Annotated in this window: 13 protein-coding genes and 1 pseudogene; 5 read left to right on the plus strand and 9 right to left on the minus strand. The window is 45.6% G+C overall.

All coding sequences use genetic code 11. The features are described 5' to 3' along the window. Window positions 1-391, minus strand: a 391-nt coding sequence (locus BS639_RS01860; RefSeq protein WP_158086915.1) for a UvrD-helicase domain-containing protein, incomplete at its 3' end; no start/stop codon positions are given. After that, window positions 388-2,493 (minus strand): ATP-dependent nuclease, encoded by a 2,106-nt coding sequence (locus BS639_RS01865; protein ID WP_084982105.1) that lies wholly within the window; start codon window positions 2,491-2,493, stop codon window positions 388-390. The genes BS639_RS01860 and BS639_RS01865, both read right to left, overlap by 4 nt. Before the next feature lie 920 nt (window positions 2,494-3,413). On the opposite strand from BS639_RS01865, the gene BS639_RS01870 reads away from it, so the two are divergent. Beyond that, complete coding sequence (locus tag BS639_RS01870; RefSeq protein ID WP_084982106.1) at window positions 3,414-4,625, plus strand: type II restriction endonuclease; 1,212 nt, start codon at window positions 3,414-3,416, stop codon at window positions 4,623-4,625. Here BS639_RS01870 and BS639_RS01875 read toward each other — a convergent pair. Next, window positions 4,597-6,054 carry a DNA cytosine methyltransferase gene (locus tag BS639_RS01875; RefSeq protein ID WP_084982107.1) on the minus strand — a complete coding sequence of 486 codons (1,458 nt, stop codon included), beginning with the start codon at window positions 6,052-6,054 and terminating at the stop codon, window positions 4,597-4,599. The two genes, BS639_RS01870 and BS639_RS01875, sit on opposite strands and share 29 nt — an antisense overlap. A 750-nt stretch (window positions 6,055-6,804) precedes the next feature. On the opposite strand from BS639_RS01875, the gene umuD reads away from it, so the two are divergent. Both umuD and umuC (BS639_RS01885) read left to right on the plus strand, forming a co-directional pair. Further along, complete coding sequence (umuD, locus tag BS639_RS01880) at window positions 6,805-7,206, plus strand: translesion error-prone DNA polymerase V autoproteolytic subunit (RefSeq protein ID WP_173882061.1); 402 nt, start codon at window positions 6,805-6,807, stop codon at window positions 7,204-7,206. Window positions 7,207-7,214: 8 nt separating this feature from the next. Beyond that, a complete protein-coding gene (gene umuC / locus BS639_RS01885; protein WP_084982181.1) occupies window positions 7,215-8,489 on the plus strand; it encodes a translesion error-prone DNA polymerase V subunit UmuC in 1,275 nt (424 codons plus the stop codon). A 127-nt stretch (window positions 8,490-8,616) separates the two neighbouring features. Here umuC (BS639_RS01885) and BS639_RS01890 read toward each other — a convergent pair whose 3' ends face one another. From BS639_RS01890 to BS639_RS01900, 3 genes are read right to left on the minus strand one after another with little or no spacing between them, the layout of a single operon-like run. Next, window positions 8,617-9,078, minus strand: a complete 462-nt coding sequence (locus BS639_RS01890) for a hypothetical protein (RefSeq protein WP_084982109.1) — start codon at window positions 9,076-9,078, stop codon at window positions 8,617-8,619. A 19-nt stretch (window positions 9,079-9,097) separates the two neighbouring features. After that, a complete protein-coding gene (locus tag BS639_RS01895; protein ID WP_084982110.1) occupies window positions 9,098-12,031 on the minus strand; it encodes a site-specific integrase in 2,934 nt (977 codons plus the stop codon). Continuing rightward, window positions 12,021-13,364, minus strand: coding sequence for a tyrosine-type recombinase/integrase (locus BS639_RS01900; protein WP_084982111.1), 1,344 nt, complete (start codon window positions 13,362-13,364; stop codon window positions 12,021-12,023). Before BS639_RS01900 ends, BS639_RS01895 begins: the two co-directional genes overlap by 11 nt. 86 nt (window positions 13,365-13,450) lie before the next feature. Between BS639_RS01900 and umuC (BS639_RS01905) the strand changes: the two are divergent. After that, window positions 13,451-14,287, plus strand: a pseudogene (umuC, locus tag BS639_RS01905) (translesion error-prone DNA polymerase V subunit UmuC); the annotation flags it as partial. A 48-nt stretch (window positions 14,288-14,335) separates the two neighbouring features. On the opposite strand, the gene BS639_RS01910 reads toward umuC (BS639_RS01905), so the two are convergent. From BS639_RS01910 to BS639_RS01920, 3 genes are read right to left on the minus strand one after another with little or no spacing between them, the layout of a single operon-like run. Continuing rightward, window positions 14,336-15,691, minus strand: coding sequence for a cytochrome c (locus BS639_RS01910; RefSeq protein WP_084982113.1), 1,356 nt, complete (start codon window positions 15,689-15,691; stop codon window positions 14,336-14,338). Window positions 15,692-15,700: 9 nt separating this feature from the next. Then, on the minus strand, window positions 15,701-17,479 hold the full coding sequence (locus tag BS639_RS01915) for a GMC family oxidoreductase (protein WP_055773655.1): 1,779 nt from the start codon (window positions 17,477-17,479) through the stop codon (window positions 15,701-15,703). Further along, a complete protein-coding gene (locus BS639_RS01920) occupies window positions 17,479-18,198 on the minus strand; it encodes a gluconate 2-dehydrogenase subunit 3 family protein (protein WP_084982114.1) in 720 nt (239 codons plus the stop codon). The genes BS639_RS01915 and BS639_RS01920 overlap by 1 nt, the downstream gene beginning before the upstream one ends. Window positions 18,199-18,996: 798 nt before the next feature. On the opposite strand from BS639_RS01920, the gene BS639_RS01925 reads away from it, so the two are divergent. Then, window positions 18,997-19,251, plus strand: a complete 255-nt coding sequence (locus tag BS639_RS01925; protein WP_055773657.1) for a biofilm development regulator YmgB/AriR family protein — start codon at window positions 18,997-18,999, stop codon at window positions 19,249-19,251. The last annotated feature ends 7 nt before the right edge of the window (window positions 19,252-19,258 follow it).

Raw genomic sequence — 19,258 nt, forward strand, 5'->3', positions numbered from 1 at the left:
ATTTATCATTAAACTTTAATTTCTTTTCTTTTTTTAATTCAAAAATAACATTTGAAGCTTCATACTCATCAATGATTGAAAATCCATTATTAATCTCAGGAATGTAGCTGGCATAAGGTTTGAGTATCCATTCCAAAGCAAAGGAATGAATAGTACCCGCCCATAAAGATTCTTCACCATTCGTGAGTAACTGGTCAATCCTTTTCTCTATCTCATCTGCAGCTCTATTAGTATACGTTAAAGCCAAAATTTTTTTTATAGGATGATTTTGACTAATTGTTGCAATGATCTTTGCAGTAAGTGCTCGTGTTTTACCACTTCCAGGGCATGCCGATACATATACATTTCCCGGATAGGATACTGCGGTCAACTGCTCATCACTCAGTTTCATGAGTTATATCCATCGAAATATTTAATAAGTTTACTGACATCATCGTCAGGAAGGGTGTTGATATAATAGTCTATGTAACTATTGTCATCAGTCTTAGTTTTGAAAAAATCTTTTGCTTTTCTTTGCTCCTGTTTATAGAAAGTATCGTTATTCAACCTGTAAACGCACATTTTTTTTAGCACAGAATCAGATAAGTCAGGATCAAGAGAATATGAAATTGCTTTAAGTATGTAATCTGGAATAAGTGTTAGAGCACTAACTTCCTCAGCTACAAGAATCGCTAACCATCCTTTCCCCTCTTTTTTTGCTAATCTTAATACTTCAACTGCAGCATTTTCATTTTCGTAGTCATCTAACAATACACTGCTTTTTTCTATGTCAGAAGACCGTTTGTAAATTTTATCTAGTGTATTTTTATATTCGTGAGCATTATTATTTTTCAAAAAATCGACTTCAAAAGTATGTTCTGCATAATGGGCAGAAATAAATTCATTATGGAGTATAGCTTCATCGAGGATTTGCTTTCGTTGAGCACCGGCAACCTCTGAGTTCCGGTATCCTTTCATTACATCATCGTCTTCAGTGCCGTCTACTGGTAATTGAACAAAAGACTTATCCAGATCAGTTATGATTGCGCACCGTTTACGAATCCTTAGTGCATGGAAAAGCTTGGAGATATGGTCAAAAAAAGCGCTATCCATGCTAATTAGACTAAGCCCCAATTCATCTAAAGACAAACCAAAAACTTTCTTAACCATCGCTGGAATTAGTATCAGTTCTGCATCGCCTTCAACCAGTATGACACCTTTTGCGAAAAGGAGTGTTGACCTTGTGGCGTTAAGGTACCGCTCAATACGATTGCACTCGTGTGGTTCTAATCCTTCATTCGGCTGGAAAACATCAGCGATACCCCTACGAAGTGATAAAATGTTCATATTCGATATTTTTGATACTGACGATATTTGTGCTGAATGTGTTGTCAAGAAAACCTGCGTTTTATCATCTGAATATTTTTCAAAAAGTGTTTTCTGGATATGTGTATGTATGTGCGCTTCTGGTTCTTCAATTAAAAGTATTTGAGCTGCTTTATCATAACTTTGCTTCACTTCATATTCATAAAGTTTTAATGCCATATAAATTAGATTAGCGCCACCTAAGCTCAGTTCATTGATGTCTCCTTTATAACCACCATTATAAGTATCTCCAACAACTAGAGATAGCTTTTGAACCAGTTCTTCAATATCCTCAGGTAGAGAAGATTCAATATCAATCAATGGAGAGAATGTGTAACCTATTGTTTTATTTAAAGTATTTTGAACACCGTTAGAGACGCGCTTTACCTCATCCAGTCCAGAAATTAAATTATTAAGCTCTGTCACTTTATTTACTATTTTATCCGAATCTTCAGAAGGCAGTTTTTCCCCTAAGTCTTTCAATAGCGCTAGCAGGGGACTAATTCTGTAGTTTTTAAGATCTGATACCACATCACGTAATGCTTTAATGAAAGTAAAGGAAATTTCATCATGAATTGGGTAGACTTTAGTCCCAAATGAATCATAATTTTCTTCATCGGGATCAGGAAATATATTTTCTTTAAAGTTTCCTACCAGATTCGAGTAAGTTTCATCTTCTAAAAAATCCGCCCTTGCTCTTCCAGTTAGAATTGTCTCATAATCTTCAATGGTTATCCTGCTTAGAACTTCTGATATAGCATTGGAATCACCGCTTTTGTCATATAATGCTTTTCTGAATTTATAGCTTGGTCTGAAAAATAAGCTCAACGTGCCTTCATTTTCCTCACTCATATGTCCGGTAAGATGTTTGAGTGTTCTAATACTTTCATGTGAGGATAAATCATTTAATTCAATCGAAATTATGATCCAATGGCCTTTCCATTTCGCTAGCTTTCGACAGAAATCACTATCTTTCAGTTTTGTTGAGTTTCTTGAAAGAGAATCATCCAACAAAAGCCTTAAGGCATGAAAAGCATTTGTCTTACCAGCCCCATTCTCACCAAGTAGCGTATTAACACCTTTATTAAAAATAAACTGTGACCTGTGAAAATTTCTAAAATTAGTAATACTCATTCGACTTATATACATCAGGATTCCTTTGCTTTAATAGTGGCGGCTTTAAACATGAAACTGACCAAGGTGTAAAAACGAGTCTCTTACTTATTGTATAAGCTGCTTTTTTATGCTAACGCATACCTTTTGTCAATTCAAATCACTCGCTATGCCTTTAAGATCACTTATATTATGTTTGTCTGAAACGGTTTCAGGCGACCATATGCTCTGTCAATGGAAACTGGTTACAGCCTCCACTCAAACCCTCCCAACCAACGCTAATCGTAGATTTTTTCTCGCTGGGCATTGAGAGAAGATCATCGCGAGCCAATCTGTCCCTTATTTTTGAAAACCATACGAGATGAGATTTCCAAGTTGACGAACGATTCCTCAGACTTATACGTCTTAGGTTAAGGGAAGTGGAAGGTGAAAAGGCGCCGGCAGGAAATGCGCTGCGTCTGGCAAAAACCTAACCTTGTGATCGAAGTCAATGCTCACGGAGTTTTCTTTGCTGGCTTCCCCTTTACAGCACGACTGATTCGGGTGCATTTCTGCAACTAATCCACCAAATCCATCGGACAATCAGCGGCGCTTACGACTCTAATAATTGCACTGAAGTCACCCAGACACGTAACCCTTCGGTCTTTATCGTCAGTGGTGACATCGCTTATCTTCCCCTTTTCGCTTACAAGAGGCTTTTCCCCTTACAAAAGCTAATCTGGATTTTTTCATACACGCCAGCCGATTGATTAGAAGCTCCGCTTCTCACGATAAGACCAAGCTAACCAACTAGTTGCCCAGCCGAACCAGTTTGCCGGCGAGTCGAAAATGGCTGATGTTTTGATGTATTTGTCAGATAATGACTTCGATGTATAGGTGAAACAGTGCTGGTTGCACCTGAGTTAGTATGGAAAAATCAATAACTAAAATTTATCTGAACCAAGGAAAGGATACTTATGTCGGATTTTCATAACTGGCTGCTTGAGAAAGCAGAATTAAACAATTTCATTTACGTAAAAAGGCTATCGGCCAATGACACAGGCGCAACTCGCAGCCATCAGGTCGGACTTTATATGCCCAGATCTATAATCGACAAGCTTTTTCCTTCAATTAATCATATAGATAAATCTAATCCTTCATTACTTTTCACCGCCCATGTTTCGTCGCATGACTGCCCGGATAGTCAGGTTCGTGTAACGTATTACAATAACCGCGCTACTGGTGGTACCCGTAATGAAAAAAGGATCACGCGCTGGGGGGGGAAAGCGAGCCCGCTACAGAATCCTGATAATACTGGGGCGTTGGCAATTCTTGCCTTTAGTTTCAAAGACCAGGCAGAAGACTGTTCAAACGTAGATATTTGGGTATGTGTTAACCCTGATGAAGAGGAAGTTATTGAGTCGGCAATGGGAGAAATCCTGCCTGGTACCTACTTATTCGGTCCGGCAAGTGAAATTGTGGGCGGCCTTTCGCTGCAGCATGAGTCGGTCCGTGGTAAATACACGCTGCCTGATGCCTGGAAGCAACAATTCCCGTCAGGTAGCGATATTATCCGGTATGCAACTGACCATTTTACAAAAGATTCTGACGACCCTGATGAGCAGCTTATAGACCGCCGCCGAGTAGAATACGATATTTTTCTGCTGGTTGAAGAGATGCACGTACTGGATGTTATTCTGAAAGGCTTTGGCTCTGTCGATGACTTTGTCGCGCTGGCCAACTCCGTCAGTAATCGCAGAAAATCAAGGGCGGGCAAGTCACTTGAGCTTCACCTCGAACATCTTTTTATTGAACATGGGCTGAGGCATTTCGCCACCCAGGCAGTGACTGAAGGAAATAAAAAACCTGACTTCCTGTTTCCGTCATCTGAAGCGTATCATAACGCCGCATATCCAGAGGAAAAACTGCGAATGCTAGCGGTCAAAACGACCTGTAAAGACCGCTGGCGCCAGATCCTGAACGAGGCTGATAAAATCAGGCAGGTTCACCTATTTACCCTTCAGGAAGGAGTCTCAGTAGCTCAGTACAAAGAAATGCAGGAGGCGGGTGTAAAACTGGTGGTGCCTTCGTCTTTACATAAAAAATACCCAGAGCCAGTGAGGAATGATCTAATGACACTAGGTGCATTTATTGCAGAAGTTACTGGCCTTTACGTAGATCTTCCGTGAAAGCCTCCCGGCTTAAATCTCTAGAGAAAACAGCCTTACGGATATATGGCTCCAGAAGTTTCGCCACTGCTTCAAAGACCGGAACGACGACAGAGTTACCAAATTGGCGGTAAGACTGCGTATCAGAAACCGGAATGCGGAATGGTTTTTCGCCTGGCTTTTCAAAGCCCATCAGGCGCGCGCATTCGCGTGGCGTAAGCCTTCTAGGGCGAAGAACCTGATTAGCCTCATCCGAAAAATCAGTTTCACCCGTGTCCATGTTCCATCCGCGATCTATGAGAATTTCCGATCCGTCTTTGTGATAACGAGCCGAAAGCGTTCGGGCTACGCTATCAGGATTTGTCGGATCAACTAAGCCAAAGCCAAAACCATTTCCTTTCGCAGCATGCTTTTTGGCGTAATTGTAGAGGTATTCCCAGAGCTTAGGCGTCAAAATATATTTGCTGTCCACTACGGGTTCCAGCAAATCGCCAAACGCAGGACGTCGCTCCGGATACAAACGGCTGATGTCACGCAGGGTGAAACCATGATGGATATTCAGGTCACGCCGAAACCCTACCAAAACGATACGCTCACGATGCTGAGGGAGGAAATTCTTTCCATCGATAACTTTAGGATCCCCCTTCCCCATATCTTCGGCATCGGCCACTTCATAACCCAGTTCATCAAGTGTCTCCATGATGACTTTGAAGGTCTTTCCTTTATCATGGCTTTTCAGGTTCTTGACGTTTTCGAGCACAAAAATGGCGGGCTTCTTGGCCTTGATAATACGGGCAACGTCAAAGAAAAGCGTGCCTTGCGCCTCACACTCGAAACCATGCGCACGACCCAGAGAGTTTTTTTTGCTTACGCCTGCAAGACTGAATGGCTGACAGGGGAAACCGGCCAGTAGCACGTCATGATCCGGCACATTATCATCAATATGCGCGTAAGCATCGCTCTCGGATACATCAGATTTGTCACTAAGGGTGACCTCCCGGATATCAAGATTGAACGTATGTGCCTTTTCGTCGTTATACCAGTTCGCTTTATACGTGCGTACAGCCTCTTTGTTCCATTCGCTGGTAAAGACGCACTGGCCGCCGATCCCTTCAAAGCCTTTACGAATACCGCCGATTCCCGCAAACAGATCGATAAAGCGGAACGCATAATTTGGGTGATGCGCAGATGGTTCTGGCAGCATTCTCTTGAGAAGAGAATCCTCTGAAGAGGTCAGTGACTTTGGTGCACATTTGCCATTTATCCAGCGGTTAAGCGTTTCCCTGCTCCATTCGTTTTTACCTACTTTTCTGAGCAGCTCAGCAACGTACTTCTGGTCATAAATTTCCAGAACCCGTTCAATCAGAACCTTGTCATTTTCCTGTTGCTGTTTTTCTTCTATCTCTGCTTTTTCCAGCAAGTCTTGCGCCAGCAATTCAAATTCAGACATAATGCCTCCTTGGGTCTTATTGGTGAAACCTTATCACTCATTTGACCCGGAGTGAACTCTTTTATCTGGATATTTAACCAGTGTAATTATCAAGCAATCAGTATTGAAAGTTAACTTCTGATAAATCCCATGGTATACAGGCAACAGACCAACATCATATTGAGCAGAATGTTCCCACCTTTTTCCCCGCTGTACTTATGTACTTACCGGAGATATAGCACCACTTAATCTGGGGAAGATTATGCCTTGGGGGAGGGGTTTTCATGTCACTCCGTATTGAACTTGTTCTTCTGGCTTCTCAGCCAGATGCCAACATCATGGCGCTTTGTCTGCGTTATAGTGTCGACTCTAATACGGCCCTATAGGAAAAAGGTCGTTTAGGCTCCTTGCTGTACACTCTCGTTGGCCTCACATCAGCAACATTACCTACAACTGGCGGTTACGCAGGTAAAGGCGATTATTGACCGACGATGGTATCTGACAGCATCAAGGTGATCACAATACGGCCAGCCAAAAAAAAGAAAAATTCTCCGATGCCTCAACGGCCTGCAGTTGTTTTCCGGATTACGTCATTTCAATGCTGTTGCAAGAACATTCACTCTCGATAATACTGTGTTTATATACAGCTTTATTGGAGCGATTTATGTATCTTGAACTATCACCATTAATGCCATTGCTGTTTCACGTCCAGGCCCCCCTAGTATGAAAAAACTTCCATACACTCAGGGGATTACGCTGTTATGGCCACCTATGTTTACGCCACAGGTCAGAATTCCGCTCTTTGCGGAATCCTGCGCTGCCGGTTTCCCTTCCCCTGCTCAGGACTACGTGGAGAAAGAACTTGACCTGAATGAGCTATGTATCCGCAGACGTGCCTCGACGTTCTTTGTGCGCGCCAGCGGCAGTAGTATGGAGGAACTCGGCCTTTTTGACGGGGATGTTATGGTTGTTGATCGCGCTGAGGAAGCTGCACATGGCGATATTGTCATCGCGGAAGTCGGCGGCGAATTCACAGTCAAGCGCCTGCAATTGCATCCTCGCGTCGCTCTACTGCCTATGAACGCGGCATACTCTGTGATTTATCCCGATGAACTGCAGCTACTTGGCGTCGTTACATGGTTTTTTAACAGTACCCGTGCACGTCGGAGGTGATCATGCCCATGTTTGGCTTGGCTGACGTCAACTCATTTTACGCGAGCTGTGAAGCACTTTTCCGCCCTGATCTGCGCGGTAAACCTATAGTGGTTCTCAGCAATAATGATGGCTGCGTCATCGCCCGTTCAGCTGGAGCTAAGGCGCTGGGTATTAAAATGGGTGTCCCTTGGTTTCAGGTCAAGATTCAGGACTATCCGGAAAAGGTATACGTGTTCAGTTCAAATTATGCTCTTTATCATAGCCTTAGCCAAAGAGTAATGTCTGCACTTGAGGAAATGACGCCAAAAGTTGAGCCATATTCAATTGACGAGATGTTTCTGGATCTCACTGGTATCGATGGGTGTGAGGACTTTGAGCACTTTGGCCGACGCCTGCGATCCCACGTGCTGGCCACAACAGGATTAATTGTGGGATGTGGCCTGGGCCCTACTAAAACCCTATCAAAATCAGCACAATGGGCAAGTAAAGAGTGGAAGCAATTCCACGGTGTACTCGCACTAACTCCACAAAATCCGAAGCGTACAGAAACTCTTTTGGCTAGTCAGCCCGTAGAAGAGATATGGGGTGTAGGTCGGCGCATTGGCAAGCGGCTGAATCTGATGGGCATCGAAACTGCTCTGCAACTGGCGCGCGTCAACCCTGCACTTATCCGTAAAAACTTCAGTGTTGTTCTTGAGCGAACTGTGCGCGAGTTGAACGGAGAATCGTGTATTCCACTTGAGGAGATGCCGCCAGCAAAACAACAGATCGTCTGCTCTCGTTCTTTTGGCGAGCGCATTACTTCAAAGGTGTCTATGCAACAAGCGCTGTGCCAGTACGCCACGCGTGCCGCAGAAAAACTCCGCGGAGAGAATCAGAACTGTCGCCATATTGGTGTCTTCATCAGGACTTCTCCGCACGCTCAGGGCGAGGTGTTTTACGGCAACAGCGCCGGTGAGAAACTTGCTATTCCCACCCAAGACACCCGAGACATCATTGAGGCCGCTATGCGATTACTTGACTGCATCTGGCTGGAAGGCCGCCGGTATATGAAAGCAGGTATCACGCTTGATGATTTCACTCCGAATGGCGTCAACCAGCTTAACCTTTTTGACGAGCGTCAACCCAGAAGAAATAGTGCGCAGTTGATGAAAATACTTGATGATATCAACCATTCAGGGCTGGGAAATGTATGGTTTGCGGGACAGGGTATCAATACAGAGTGGAAAATGAAACGTGATATGCTTTCTCCAGGGTGGACAACATGCTGGGCAGATATTCCTAAGGCACGTGTTCTCTGACGTAAATTGTGAACGGTGAAAATGTATCACTAGCTATGCCAACATGTGCAAGGCCAATTATACCTACACAGGATGCGCGCTATCATTCGTACGCAACGGAAGCGTTGGATCACATCTGGTTGGACGGTTAGTTAGAGCGATTAGCTGGCTCAGGCAAAAGCAACGAAAGTATTTTCTCCCGCAGATTACTGTTCTGCGTTTCACTAGTTTTTAGTTCGCGCTCAAGTAATACAATGGTCGTAATGAGAATTGTTTTACTTTTGCCAGCAAGCAGATAAGCCCGCCGTAGTTCTGACGCCGTTGGATCATCAAGCACAGCGCTCAAGGCGGAACGCTTTTTTTGATTATCTTTTTTCGGTACAGAACTTTTTTTGTATAGCCCATAGCATTGCTTATTCCGCAGTATGGTGGAGGCTGACACACCTTTCCCCGCAGGATCTATTTTCCTTGATGCCTGAACAATCGTTGTCAGGCTGACCCTCAGCTTTCCTACTAAGAGTTCATCAATAGCACGCTTGACTAGCGATACGCTATTTTCAACGCGCTTTCGTTGCCAAGTATAAATACCGCTCATGTTTTTCTTTGTCATACCGTCAACCTCTCGTGAGTCAGGATGAGGACTGCAGGTTACGCTTAATGATATCGACCTGCTCAATCAAATCCATTTCTTCCAGCATGTCGTCACAGCTGCCAATAATTTCGTGAGCTTTTCTCTTTTCTGCTGGCAAATTCTGCTGTCCGGCAAGCTCAGCCATCTTTACCCAAGCATCTCTGTACACTAGGACGTCACCGCGTCTTGCGGGATCGGGGGCATTCCCCGCACAACCAATACAGGCAAACTTGGCCGGGCACGCATTCGCAATTGTGCAACATCCACCCGTAACGGGTATCAGCGCTCCCACCTTACCGACAGCCTCTGTCAGTTGCTGGGCTATATCGACTTTCGTGCGGATATGATGTTTGGAAAAGTCATGCCGCTGAGTGAAAATTTGCTGCTGCAGCTCGACCAGTTGAGAGGGTGTATGCCTGGCATAATACTCCGTAACTTTGACATCTTTTTGCTTCATCAACAGAGCCAGCACATCTAGTGGTGTATTAAGCGTACGCATCTCTGTTGCAAAACTATGCCTGAGCAGATGGCTGGTGACTTTTACAGGCTGACCGGCAGGCGTTTTTAGGGAAAGTCCATGGAGCATAACGGAAAGTGCACCGTTGATGTCTTTCTGTGTAAAATGTTTTTCATCATTTTGCCAGAGGTAGCTTGCAGACTTTAATTTTGGTCCTAGGCATGCTGCTGCTTTAATTACGGGGAAAGTCTGCGATCTGCTTCTCTGATAACTCCACCATTCATAAAGACTTTCCATGCACTTATTATCAATATAAAAAGGTTCCTCTTTTAATCTCCCTTTGGGAACAGCGTTAAATAGGATGCACTCTTTATTTTCCGCCAGATTTATCCGGTAAAGATGTTCCGGAGTTAACCTTATCTGCAAAAATTCATGTGCCCGAGCCCCTGTCTTTGACATGATCTGTACAACAGAGTGCGCCAGCAGGGCATCGACCATCAAAATTTCAACAGGAATAAATATCAGCCCTAAATCTTTACTTAATAAGTGTTGCCACCGGCTGGTCGTATATCCGTGGGGCGTGGTAATAGGGCCCTGAAAAGTCGCTTTTGATATCCCGTATCGGGCAGTTATTTTATCCGAAGGAGAGCCCGTTAGCGCGGCAAGCGTGATCAGTTCAGTGAACCACAGTCCTTCAACGGGCTGGAGATGTTTATCGTAGCTTCCCTCATAAGTAGTGAATTTTGCATCAGTGTCGTGAATAGTGTGATGCGAATTAATATCACGGTAGCGATAAGTTCTTGCTTCAGCAACATGTTCATGTGCCTGCCTCAATAACCTCGCATCCCAGACTTTGAACCTGTGTGTATATGCCTGCTCGCCTCTGTTTTCCATGACAACAGATTCTGTATACTCAAAAATCAGCGGCGTCTTTTTTCCTGATTTTTCAAAGCGCTTAAACGCCTTTTGTATCTCCTGATGTAGCCTGTTAATCTGCAACTTTCTTCTTTCGACAAAATCGCGAAGAAAATAAAATTTCTGATGAAGGACAGCTGTTTTAGACTTTCTTTTATTTTTTTGATCCTGAGAGACTTCTCTGTGCAGGGTGGATTTTTTCCAAAATAAATCGTCGGACACGCGCGACAGCGCAAAGGGAGCAAATTTCTCTCGCTGGTCTGTGTTAAGTTTGCTGAAATAATCCCCTTGTTTGACGAGCAACCGAAAATATGTCTGAATTATTCTGGCTCGCTGACCTATGTTATCTTCCGGGATTAGATCGCCCTGATGGTACGCTTTGAAAAAGGTCTCACAGTCAAACTGATTTATGTCATCCAGGCCGATTGCGTTAAGAAATCGCGGCATGTAATAAAAAAAAGTAATGTCATTACTTCTGTTAGTGTAACAGGTCGCCATAATAAAAAAGGCCGTGTTCCTCAGTCCAGGTTGTTTAATCTCGTAAATCATACGTATCTGTGCATCGGTCATTGGTTTACCTGTTGCAGGCGAGTCCAGAAACGTCAGCGGTATAGTACGCAGAGCCGGGTCGAGTGTGGCGATCAACTCATCCAGCGAGATTGTCTTCCATGCATCTTTCTTTACCAATTTGGTATCCGTGCGTTTTTCCCATTGATCCACCGCTCTTTTAACCAATCGATGATCAAGGCAGACCAGAGTGGTTATTTCTGAATATGTCACTTCTCGTTTGTTCCTGCTTAAATATTCAATAGCAAGAGCCGCTTTTTTCTCACCGACTTCTTTTGCCCTTGCTGTATTTTGCAGTGAGTGCTTGAAGGTCGTTGCCGTTCTGTTCCATTCAAAGTAGGCCAAATCATCAGAAACATCTTCGTCAATGAGAAGAACAGCGAGTTCGCTAACGTAACTACACCCATACTTTGATATAATATGTAAATCTATACCGAAGCGCTCTGATATTTCTGAGGTTTTAAAAGGTTCAGCCAGCGTTTTATAAAAGTCGTAGAATTTATAGATGACATTTTTACGCTCATCCGACTGCAGGCGTAAAATGGAGCCAGAGAATACGCCAGGTTCAACAACAGGTTCCTTTAGTTTAATACTTTCAGCAAGTCTGGAAATATCTTTATCTGCAGCACAACACTGCTGTCTTATCTTTAGTATATAATTTTCACTGTTGTTTCTAAGTCCATCCTCAATGCAGTAAATGATGTATCGGTATTTAATCTCCAGTCCATATCTGCTGCATCGGATGAAAAAATCAAATGTCAGATATTGACGCTCCCATGCGAGAAACATCTGATTAGACACGGGTGTGGTACCCAGCAGTTGAGCCATAACATTATCGATGTAAGGCATCAACGCTCTTTTCAGTGCAGGCCGCCCGACGCGGGTAACCGGTAAGTCTTCAACCCTAAACCAATTTCCTCGTTCTTCGCGCTGAGTGAGTTCACAAAATAATGTATGACGCAGCCGTATAACCTGTTGAGTATCAGCGCTCATAGTTTCCACCAAACATTTCTTTTAGCATCAGCGAGCCCTGACTTTCCTCGGAATCTGGCACATCAGAAGCTGCCTGAGCCTCCAACTGCTTGTCTTCGATGTACGTGTGTATCGCACTCGCTAGCAAAGGCAAATCATGACGCTGTCGGGCTTGATCATAAGCTGGCAACATATTGGATCTCCATCCCATTAAAACCTGCAGGGCGGTGCGTTTCTGCAGAAGATCAGCCTCTGAAACGGCGTTACGGTGGATCTCGTTAAGTGCCATCGTGACAAACCAGTGTCGAACCTGGTGAGTGCGTATCTTAAGCCCGACTGCGGCCAGGACAGGCGTCCACCGGTAACGCCTAAAGTTGTCCGGTGTCAGTGGATGACCTCTTTTTGTACAAAAAAGAGGTAGCCGGTGAACATTTTCGGGAGGCAAAGCGCTGCGCCCGTTGAGATATGGCAGCAGTTCAGGCCTGTCATTTCTGATATAGCGCAGCAGCACCTTCAATGTTTTATCCGTGATGATGATATTCTTGACCCGCTTCCCACGACTGCCTTTACTCATAGACAAGAACATGTTGCGAAAACCGCTGACCTTCCAGTCATGCATGGTCAGCGCGCAGGCTTCGTGTATTCTGCAACCCGTATCGAAAAGTATTCTCACGAGCGCTATATCCTGTAGGTTCCAGCCGGCCTGTTCGCCCGAGGCCAGCACATGCCCCATCAGTTTCGGATCATCCAGATACTCAGGTATCCATTGATTATCTTTAATTCTGTAATACGAAGAGGTCAGCCTGAGAGGACGCCAGTGGTCAATGCCACTGTCTGATGGCATCGGCGGACGCTGATTTATTCTCACAAAGTCATCAAGATGCTGCAGCCGGATTTCGGCAATCATATTTTTGGCTTGGGGTAAATCAAGAGGGTGAAGATGGGAATACAGCTGCATTGAGATGAGCAACTGATAAAAAGATCGCAGCGCTGCTAACAGATGATTTATCCGGTGGGCTTTTCCCCAAGTAACCTGCACCTTGCGGATATCTTCTCCTGACAGATCGCGTGCGAAAAACAGGGTACAGTGCAGCTGGGTTGTCAGGAAATGTTCGAGCACAGCACGGACCTGACTACTGTTGCCCAGCAAATCCCAATGCTGGCGTTTGACTGTTTCATCCTGTCCAGCCCAGGAAAAAAATGCCAGAAGATGCCTGAGATAAGCTTTAACTGTGGCTGGTGAAAGGTACCTGTCGGCTCGGCACGCATAAACCGTCAACGGTAAATGTGGCAACCCCTGAGAATCTGTTACATGAAAGAGAAAATCACCGCTACCGCGACGTAACCGAAACATATATACCTCTCCTCTAATGCTGGCAGCATATGGCAGATGTACTGATGTAACTGGATTTTTAATTGAGTGTAGAACAGCAGTGTTACATAGCAAAACTAGCGAATTTTGCCGCCAAAAAGTGGACTAAAGCAGAGGGCGTGATAGACCTTTCACTGCCTGAGCGGCAACGCGGCCTGATGGCGCGGGTTGGAGTTGAAGAGGTGTGGGGCGTCGGGAGAAGGATCTCTAAAAAGTTGAACGCAATGGGGATAAAAACGGCGCTGGATCTCGCCGATGCTCCAACCAGCCTGATCCGCCAACATTTCAGCGTGGTACTCGAAAGAACCGTGCGTGAACTGCGCGGCGAACCTTGTCTTGAAATGGAGGACATTGCACCGACCAAACAGCAAATTGTCTGTTCGCGTTCATTTGGCGATCGTGTCACCCACTATGCGCTGATGCGAGAAGCGATTTGCAGCCATGCGTCTCGCGCCGCCGAAAAGCTCAGGAAAGAGGAGCAGTACTGCCGCCATATCTCCGCTTTTATCAAGACCAGCCCGTTCGCGCCGGGCGAGATTTACTACGGTAAGATAGCGTCCACGCGCATCGACATCCCGACGCAGGACACGCGCGACATTATCGCTGCCGCAACCCAATGCCTTGATTCAGTTTGGCAGGAGGGTCATCGTTTCCAAAAATGCGGCGTAATGCTCGGTGACTTTTATAACCAAGGCGTTGCCCAACTTGGCCTGTTTGACCAACACCCTCCGCGAGCCAACAGCACGCAGTTAATGGCGGCGCTGGACCATATCCACGAGAAAGGGACAGGCCGCGTCTGGTTTGCTGGCCAGGGTATGACCAAAAGCTGGGAGATGAAGCGCGACATGTTATCGCCCGCCTATACCACGCGATTTAGCGATTTGATGCGGGTGAAAATGTGCTAAACAAAAGCGCTAGATATCGCGCCCTGCATTACAGGGCGCGGAGTGGGGTTATTGCGGTTTTTGCGCTGAATAGTGTTTTACACCGTCCAAATCCATCGGTTTAGAGGTCACATCGGGTGCGCGAAGCTGTGCTCTGATCTTTTTCACCTCAGAGGCGCTGACCGCCGCTTGACTGTTGCCCCAACCGCTGCGGATGAAGGTCGCTAGGTCGGCAACTTGAGCATCCGTCAAACGCCATCCGAAATCAGGCATTGCCAGCTGCGTAGGTGCCTTTGGCGTAGTCGGCAAGCGAGAACCGTTGAGGATAATAGAAACCAATCCTGTGGGATTTTCAGCGCTGGCCAATGCATTTCCCGCCAACGGTGGGAATACACCCGAGGCCCCTTTGCCGGTCACAAAGTGGCACGCGGCGCAGTTATCCAGATAAACACGTTGCCCAGCAGTAAGGTCCGTGGCCTGAGTTAACTGATTTTCGGTTTTCGTACGCGCATCCTCAGAGAATGATTTACTTTCATTGGCTGAATACTTCTGCGGCAGAGTCTTCAAATATTCTGCGATAGCCTTAACGTCTGCATCGGTCATGTGGCTGGTGCTGTGCTGAATAACCGCCGTCATTTCCCCCCCTACTGCGGCGTGCTGATTACGACCTGTTTGCAGATAATCAACAATTTCCTGCACACTCCAACCGTCAATACCTTTACTTCCGTCACCTCCGGCACGCAGGCTTGGCACATTCCAACCGTTCAACTCGGTGCCTGCCAGAAACTGGTCGCTGCCATCGTCGTAAGCTTTTTCCTGCATGGAAATAGCGCGCGGCGTGTGGCAACTGCCGCAGTGCCCCGCAGCCTGCACTAAATAGGCTCCGCGATTAATTTCATCACTGCGGTTTGCGGTTGGCGTAAACGCGCCATCGCGGGTGAATAATTTATCCCAAAACATAATGCCCCAACGCTGATTGAAGGGAAAACTCAGGTCGGTTTGCTTAGGTTGCTCTGCTGCCGGTTGTACGCCGTGCATAAAATAAACATACAGAGCATGAATGTCTTGATCGGTCATTTTGGCGTAAGACGGGTATGGCATAGCGGGATAAAGATAAGAGCCGTCTTTGCGCACACCTTTGCGCACCGCGTCCGCAAACTGCTGCTCGGTATAATTACCGATGCCAAATTTAGGATCCGGTGAAATATTGGTAGAGTAAATAATCCCAAACGGACTCTTAATTCCGAGGCCGCCGCTGTAAGGTTTTGCATTACCCACGGTGTGGCACGCCATACAGTCACCTGTTCTGGCAACGTATTCACCTTGTTTAATTAACGCGCTGTTATTGCCAGTGTCAGCGAAAGCGGCATAACTCAAGACACTGGACGCCAGGGCGAAAAAGAGTGGAGCTGTGATTTTCTTCATGGCGTCTTCTCAAACTAATTCTACGAGCGGAGCATGGGATTTTAGGTATTGCTCACGAATCGCTTTTGCAGAATAAAGCGTGAGTGCACCTACAAGACCGGTTGGGTTGTACTGAATATTTTGCGGGAAGGCGCTGGCGCCAATGACAAAAAGGTTAGGCACGTCCCAGCTTTGCATATATTTATTGACGACGCTGTTAGACGGATGATCACCCATTACCGCGCCCCCGACCACGTGAGTAGTTTGATAGGGCCTGACGTCAAACTGCTCACCGACTTTCTTAAAGGAGGTTGTGACGCTGGAGGCATTCATTTTTCCGGCAATTTCTTCGACGCGTGCCTTCATGAAAGCCAGCATTTTCATATCGTTATCATGCCAATTAAAATTCATGCGCAATAACGCATTGCCATAGCGGTCTTTATACGTGGGATCGAGGTCAAGATAATTGTCTTTATAGGACATGTTGCTGCCGTGTACTTCAACGCTCATGGTGTGGCCATAATTATCCTTGACCGCCTTCTTCCAGGCCGAGCCCCATTTTGGCGTGCCTGCAGGAACCGGAGTGCCTTTAATCGGGCCACTCCCGCTTTGTGAGGACTTGATGATAGCTCCGCCAATAAATCCTTCTTTTTTGAAATCTATCTGGCTGGTGGCAAAGTCATCAATGCCGACCGAGTTAGCGCCAGCGCCGATGAAAGTATTGAAGTCTTTATCCGGGAAAGTCAGGGTTGCCGAGCCGGTACTCTGGTACGCAAAGTTACGCCCTACTACACCGCTCTTTTTGGCTGGATTATAAGGTTCCCCAATACCCGACAGGAGCAATAATCTGACATTGCTGAACGGGAATGCACCCAGGATAACCAAATCGGCGGGTTGTTCTACTTCATTGCCCTGCGTATCGATGTAAGTGACGCCAGTCGCTTTTTTACCGGTGCTGTCCAGGTTGACACGCGTCACCTCACAGCCGGTTTTATAATTAAAGTTTTTATGGCGCTTAAGCGCGTCCAGCACGCAGGTTTGCGGTGAAGCCTTGGAATAGTTTAAGCAGCCATAATGGTCGCAGAAACCGCAAAAATTACAGGGGCCGAGTTGCATGCCATAAGGGTTGGTATAGGCCTCGGAGGCAATGCCCGCAGGCGTTGGGTACGGATGATAACCCATTGAGCGAGCAGTCTGCTCAAACATGCTGACATTGTAGGTTTTCTTTAACGGTGGTAGCGGTAAAGGCGCCGAACGGTATCCTTCAAACGGATTACCACCGGCCAATTTCTGCCCATTCAGGTTTCCAGCCTGACCAGATACTCCCACTATCTGCTCAAAGCGGGTGAGATAGGGTTCGATTTCATCATAACCAACCGGAAAATCCTGAATGGTCATATCAGCAGGGATCGTCTCTTCGCCAAACGTCTCTTTAACGTAACTGCGCAACCTCAATTCTGCCGGCAGCGGGCGAAAGGTATAGGCTCCCCAGTGAATACCCGAACCGCCAACGCCGGTACCCGGCAGAAAAGCGCCCATTGACCGATAAGGCAGCGCAGTTTCTTGTTCGTTACGCCGCACGGTCACCGTGCCGCTGGAAAGATTCTGCATCAGTTTCAGACGAACCGCATAGCTCAACTCATCGGCCATCTTGGGGTAGGCGAAATCAGGTACGGTATCGCGATCCTCGCCGCGTTCTAACGCCAGCATCTCAAGTCCGGTTGAGGCTAATTCCATTGCCATGACTGAGCTGGTCCAGCCCAGGCCAACAAGAACGACGTCCACTTTTTTATGCGTTATTTTTGACATTAGCGTTCAGCCCCTTTCAGACTAACCGGTCCAACCGGATAGTGGACATTATATTTATCCACCCATTCGAGGTAGGAAGCTCGGGCACCCGGATAACCGATCATTTTCCAGGACTGCATATCTTTATTGCCACCGTGAATAGGATCGGCGAAATACCCCTCTTTCGTATTGTCTAACAAGAAAGAAAAGAAGATATCCAAAGGCAAACGGGAGGAGGTGATGTCATGTTTTTCCAGCCCTGCCAATACTGCGCATTTTTGTTCGGTACTCAACTCTGCAAATATTTTTTTATAGGTGTTCAGACAATAATGATTGGTTTCCTCAATCCCCAGTCGATAAAGCTGCTGGGGGGTGAGAGGTAGCTGGTAGCCACGGTCCGGCGCTGCAGAGGGGTCAAAAGGACCTTCCATATACCAGCTGGCAGCGTGGCCAAAGTAACCAAACATTTGTCGATCGATAAATATGGGGACGTCTGTTTCCAGAGCACCAGGTCCATTATCATCGTGAGGGATCAGACAATCGACGGCTGCCGAGATAAATAGCCACTCCTCTTTCTTAAAGTAAAGTGGCGTGTAGTTATCCGGGGTTGATAACTGCGTTGACGTAGCTTGTGACGCCACGGCATAGGGTGTTTGACTACCGAAAAGCGCGATAGCCGGGGCTGCAACAAAGACATTTTTTATAAAGTCGCGCCTGTTATTTACACTATTTTTAGACATGCTCTTGCGGTCCTGAATGAAAAAAAACAAATAACATACTAGATAAAGAGTCCAATGAATTTTATATGACACCGTTCATTACGAACCTTTTGATTCAATATTCCTACCAGGTTTAATTCATCATAATTTTTTGTTTCCCGGGTAAATAAAAAGTTAAGTAATGGCATTATTGAATGCTCAAATGCTCATTACTTATTTTTTTCATTAGGTTACAGTTTGTATTTATTATCAATCCTTAACATGACAATATTGGCAAAGACTCAGCAATATCTGACGTTAGTCAAATTAACCACGTCATCTCTTTTTTCCGCTATGTATTTAATTATACATTGGCTATGTTCTTCACCATGATCCCCATATATTTAACATCGCCGGACTTATATCGTTTAGTTAAAGTTGGGTCAAGTACCCAAAGTGTTAAACATATTTACGGATAATGTTTTGTTTTTATCCCGGCCCGGTGAGAGCAATAACCGTGGACTATTACGCTGGAAATTTAAGTAACGAATATTCCAACTTTACATTTAATTTCAGACATTAGCGCAAAATCTGCCAATATCATTACATTCTCAAGCAGGCATCTTTAAGGTGTGTCTCGTCCGCCAACCGCACAAAACATTCACAATAAATTTGTACAACGGCAAAATGTTGTATAACTTTAAAGGTAAGATGGAGAGAGGCGTATTAGCGCATCTCCCGGTGACAGCTTAAGTTAGCTTGAACTTACTGCGACAGGTCTGTAAACCTGCTACGACGGAACTTTTAATCTATTACGACGGAACAATGGAGACCGATAAAATGTTTGAAATTTCTTCTACCCAATTGAAGCTGGCAGACCACATACACGCCGTCGATCCTGAACTTCTGTCGGATAATGACGTTATCGCGTCTATTTGCCATGAACTCAAACAACATCAGGACGCAGTGAGCCATAAAGATATTCTGCTGTGCCTAATCAGGAAAATCGAAGCTGAGCAGGATATAGACCAACAGGATACTTACCTGCAAGCGCTGGAATATGCGGTATACAACGCATCTGACGATGAAGCATAAGATTAAA

It is taken from the genome of Rouxiella silvae, from assembly GCF_002093625.1.
Classification (GTDB): domain Bacteria; phylum Pseudomonadota; class Gammaproteobacteria; order Enterobacterales; family Enterobacteriaceae; genus Rouxiella; species Rouxiella silvae.

Excerpts from the sequence above, each read along its gene's own strand:
- BS639_RS01865 (WP_084982105.1), bottom strand. The coding sequence starts at position 2,493 with ATGTATATAAGTCGAATGAGTATTACTAATTTTAGAAATTTTCACAGG.
- BS639_RS01870 (WP_084982106.1), top strand. The coding sequence starts at position 3,414 with ATGTCGGATTTTCATAACTGGCTGCTTGAGAAAGCAGAATTAAACAAT.
- BS639_RS01875 (WP_084982107.1), bottom strand. The coding sequence starts at position 6,054 with ATGTCTGAATTTGAATTGCTGGCGCAAGACTTGCTGGAAAAAGCAGAG.
- umuD (WP_173882061.1), top strand. The coding sequence starts at position 6,805 with ATGTTTACGCCACAGGTCAGAATTCCGCTCTTTGCGGAATCCTGCGCT.
- umuC (WP_084982181.1), top strand. The coding sequence starts at position 7,215 with ATGTTTGGCTTGGCTGACGTCAACTCATTTTACGCGAGCTGTGAAGCA.
- BS639_RS01890 (WP_084982109.1), bottom strand. The coding sequence starts at position 9,078 with ATGACAAAGAAAAACATGAGCGGTATTTATACTTGGCAACGAAAGCGC.
- BS639_RS01895 (WP_084982110.1), bottom strand. The coding sequence starts at position 12,031 with ATGAGCGCTGATACTCAACAGGTTATACGGCTGCGTCATACATTATTT.
- BS639_RS01900 (WP_084982111.1), bottom strand. The coding sequence starts at position 13,364 with ATGTTTCGGTTACGTCGCGGTAGCGGTGATTTTCTCTTTCATGTAACA.
- BS639_RS01910 (WP_084982113.1), bottom strand. The coding sequence starts at position 15,691 with ATGAAGAAAATCACAGCTCCACTCTTTTTCGCCCTGGCGTCCAGTGTC.
- BS639_RS01915 (WP_055773655.1), bottom strand. The coding sequence starts at position 17,479 with ATGTCAAAAATAACGCATAAAAAAGTGGACGTCGTTCTTGTTGGCCTG.
- BS639_RS01920 (WP_084982114.1), bottom strand. The coding sequence starts at position 18,198 with ATGTCTAAAAATAGTGTAAATAACAGGCGCGACTTTATAAAAAATGTC.
- BS639_RS01925 (WP_055773657.1), top strand. The coding sequence starts at position 18,997 with ATGTTTGAAATTTCTTCTACCCAATTGAAGCTGGCAGACCACATACAC.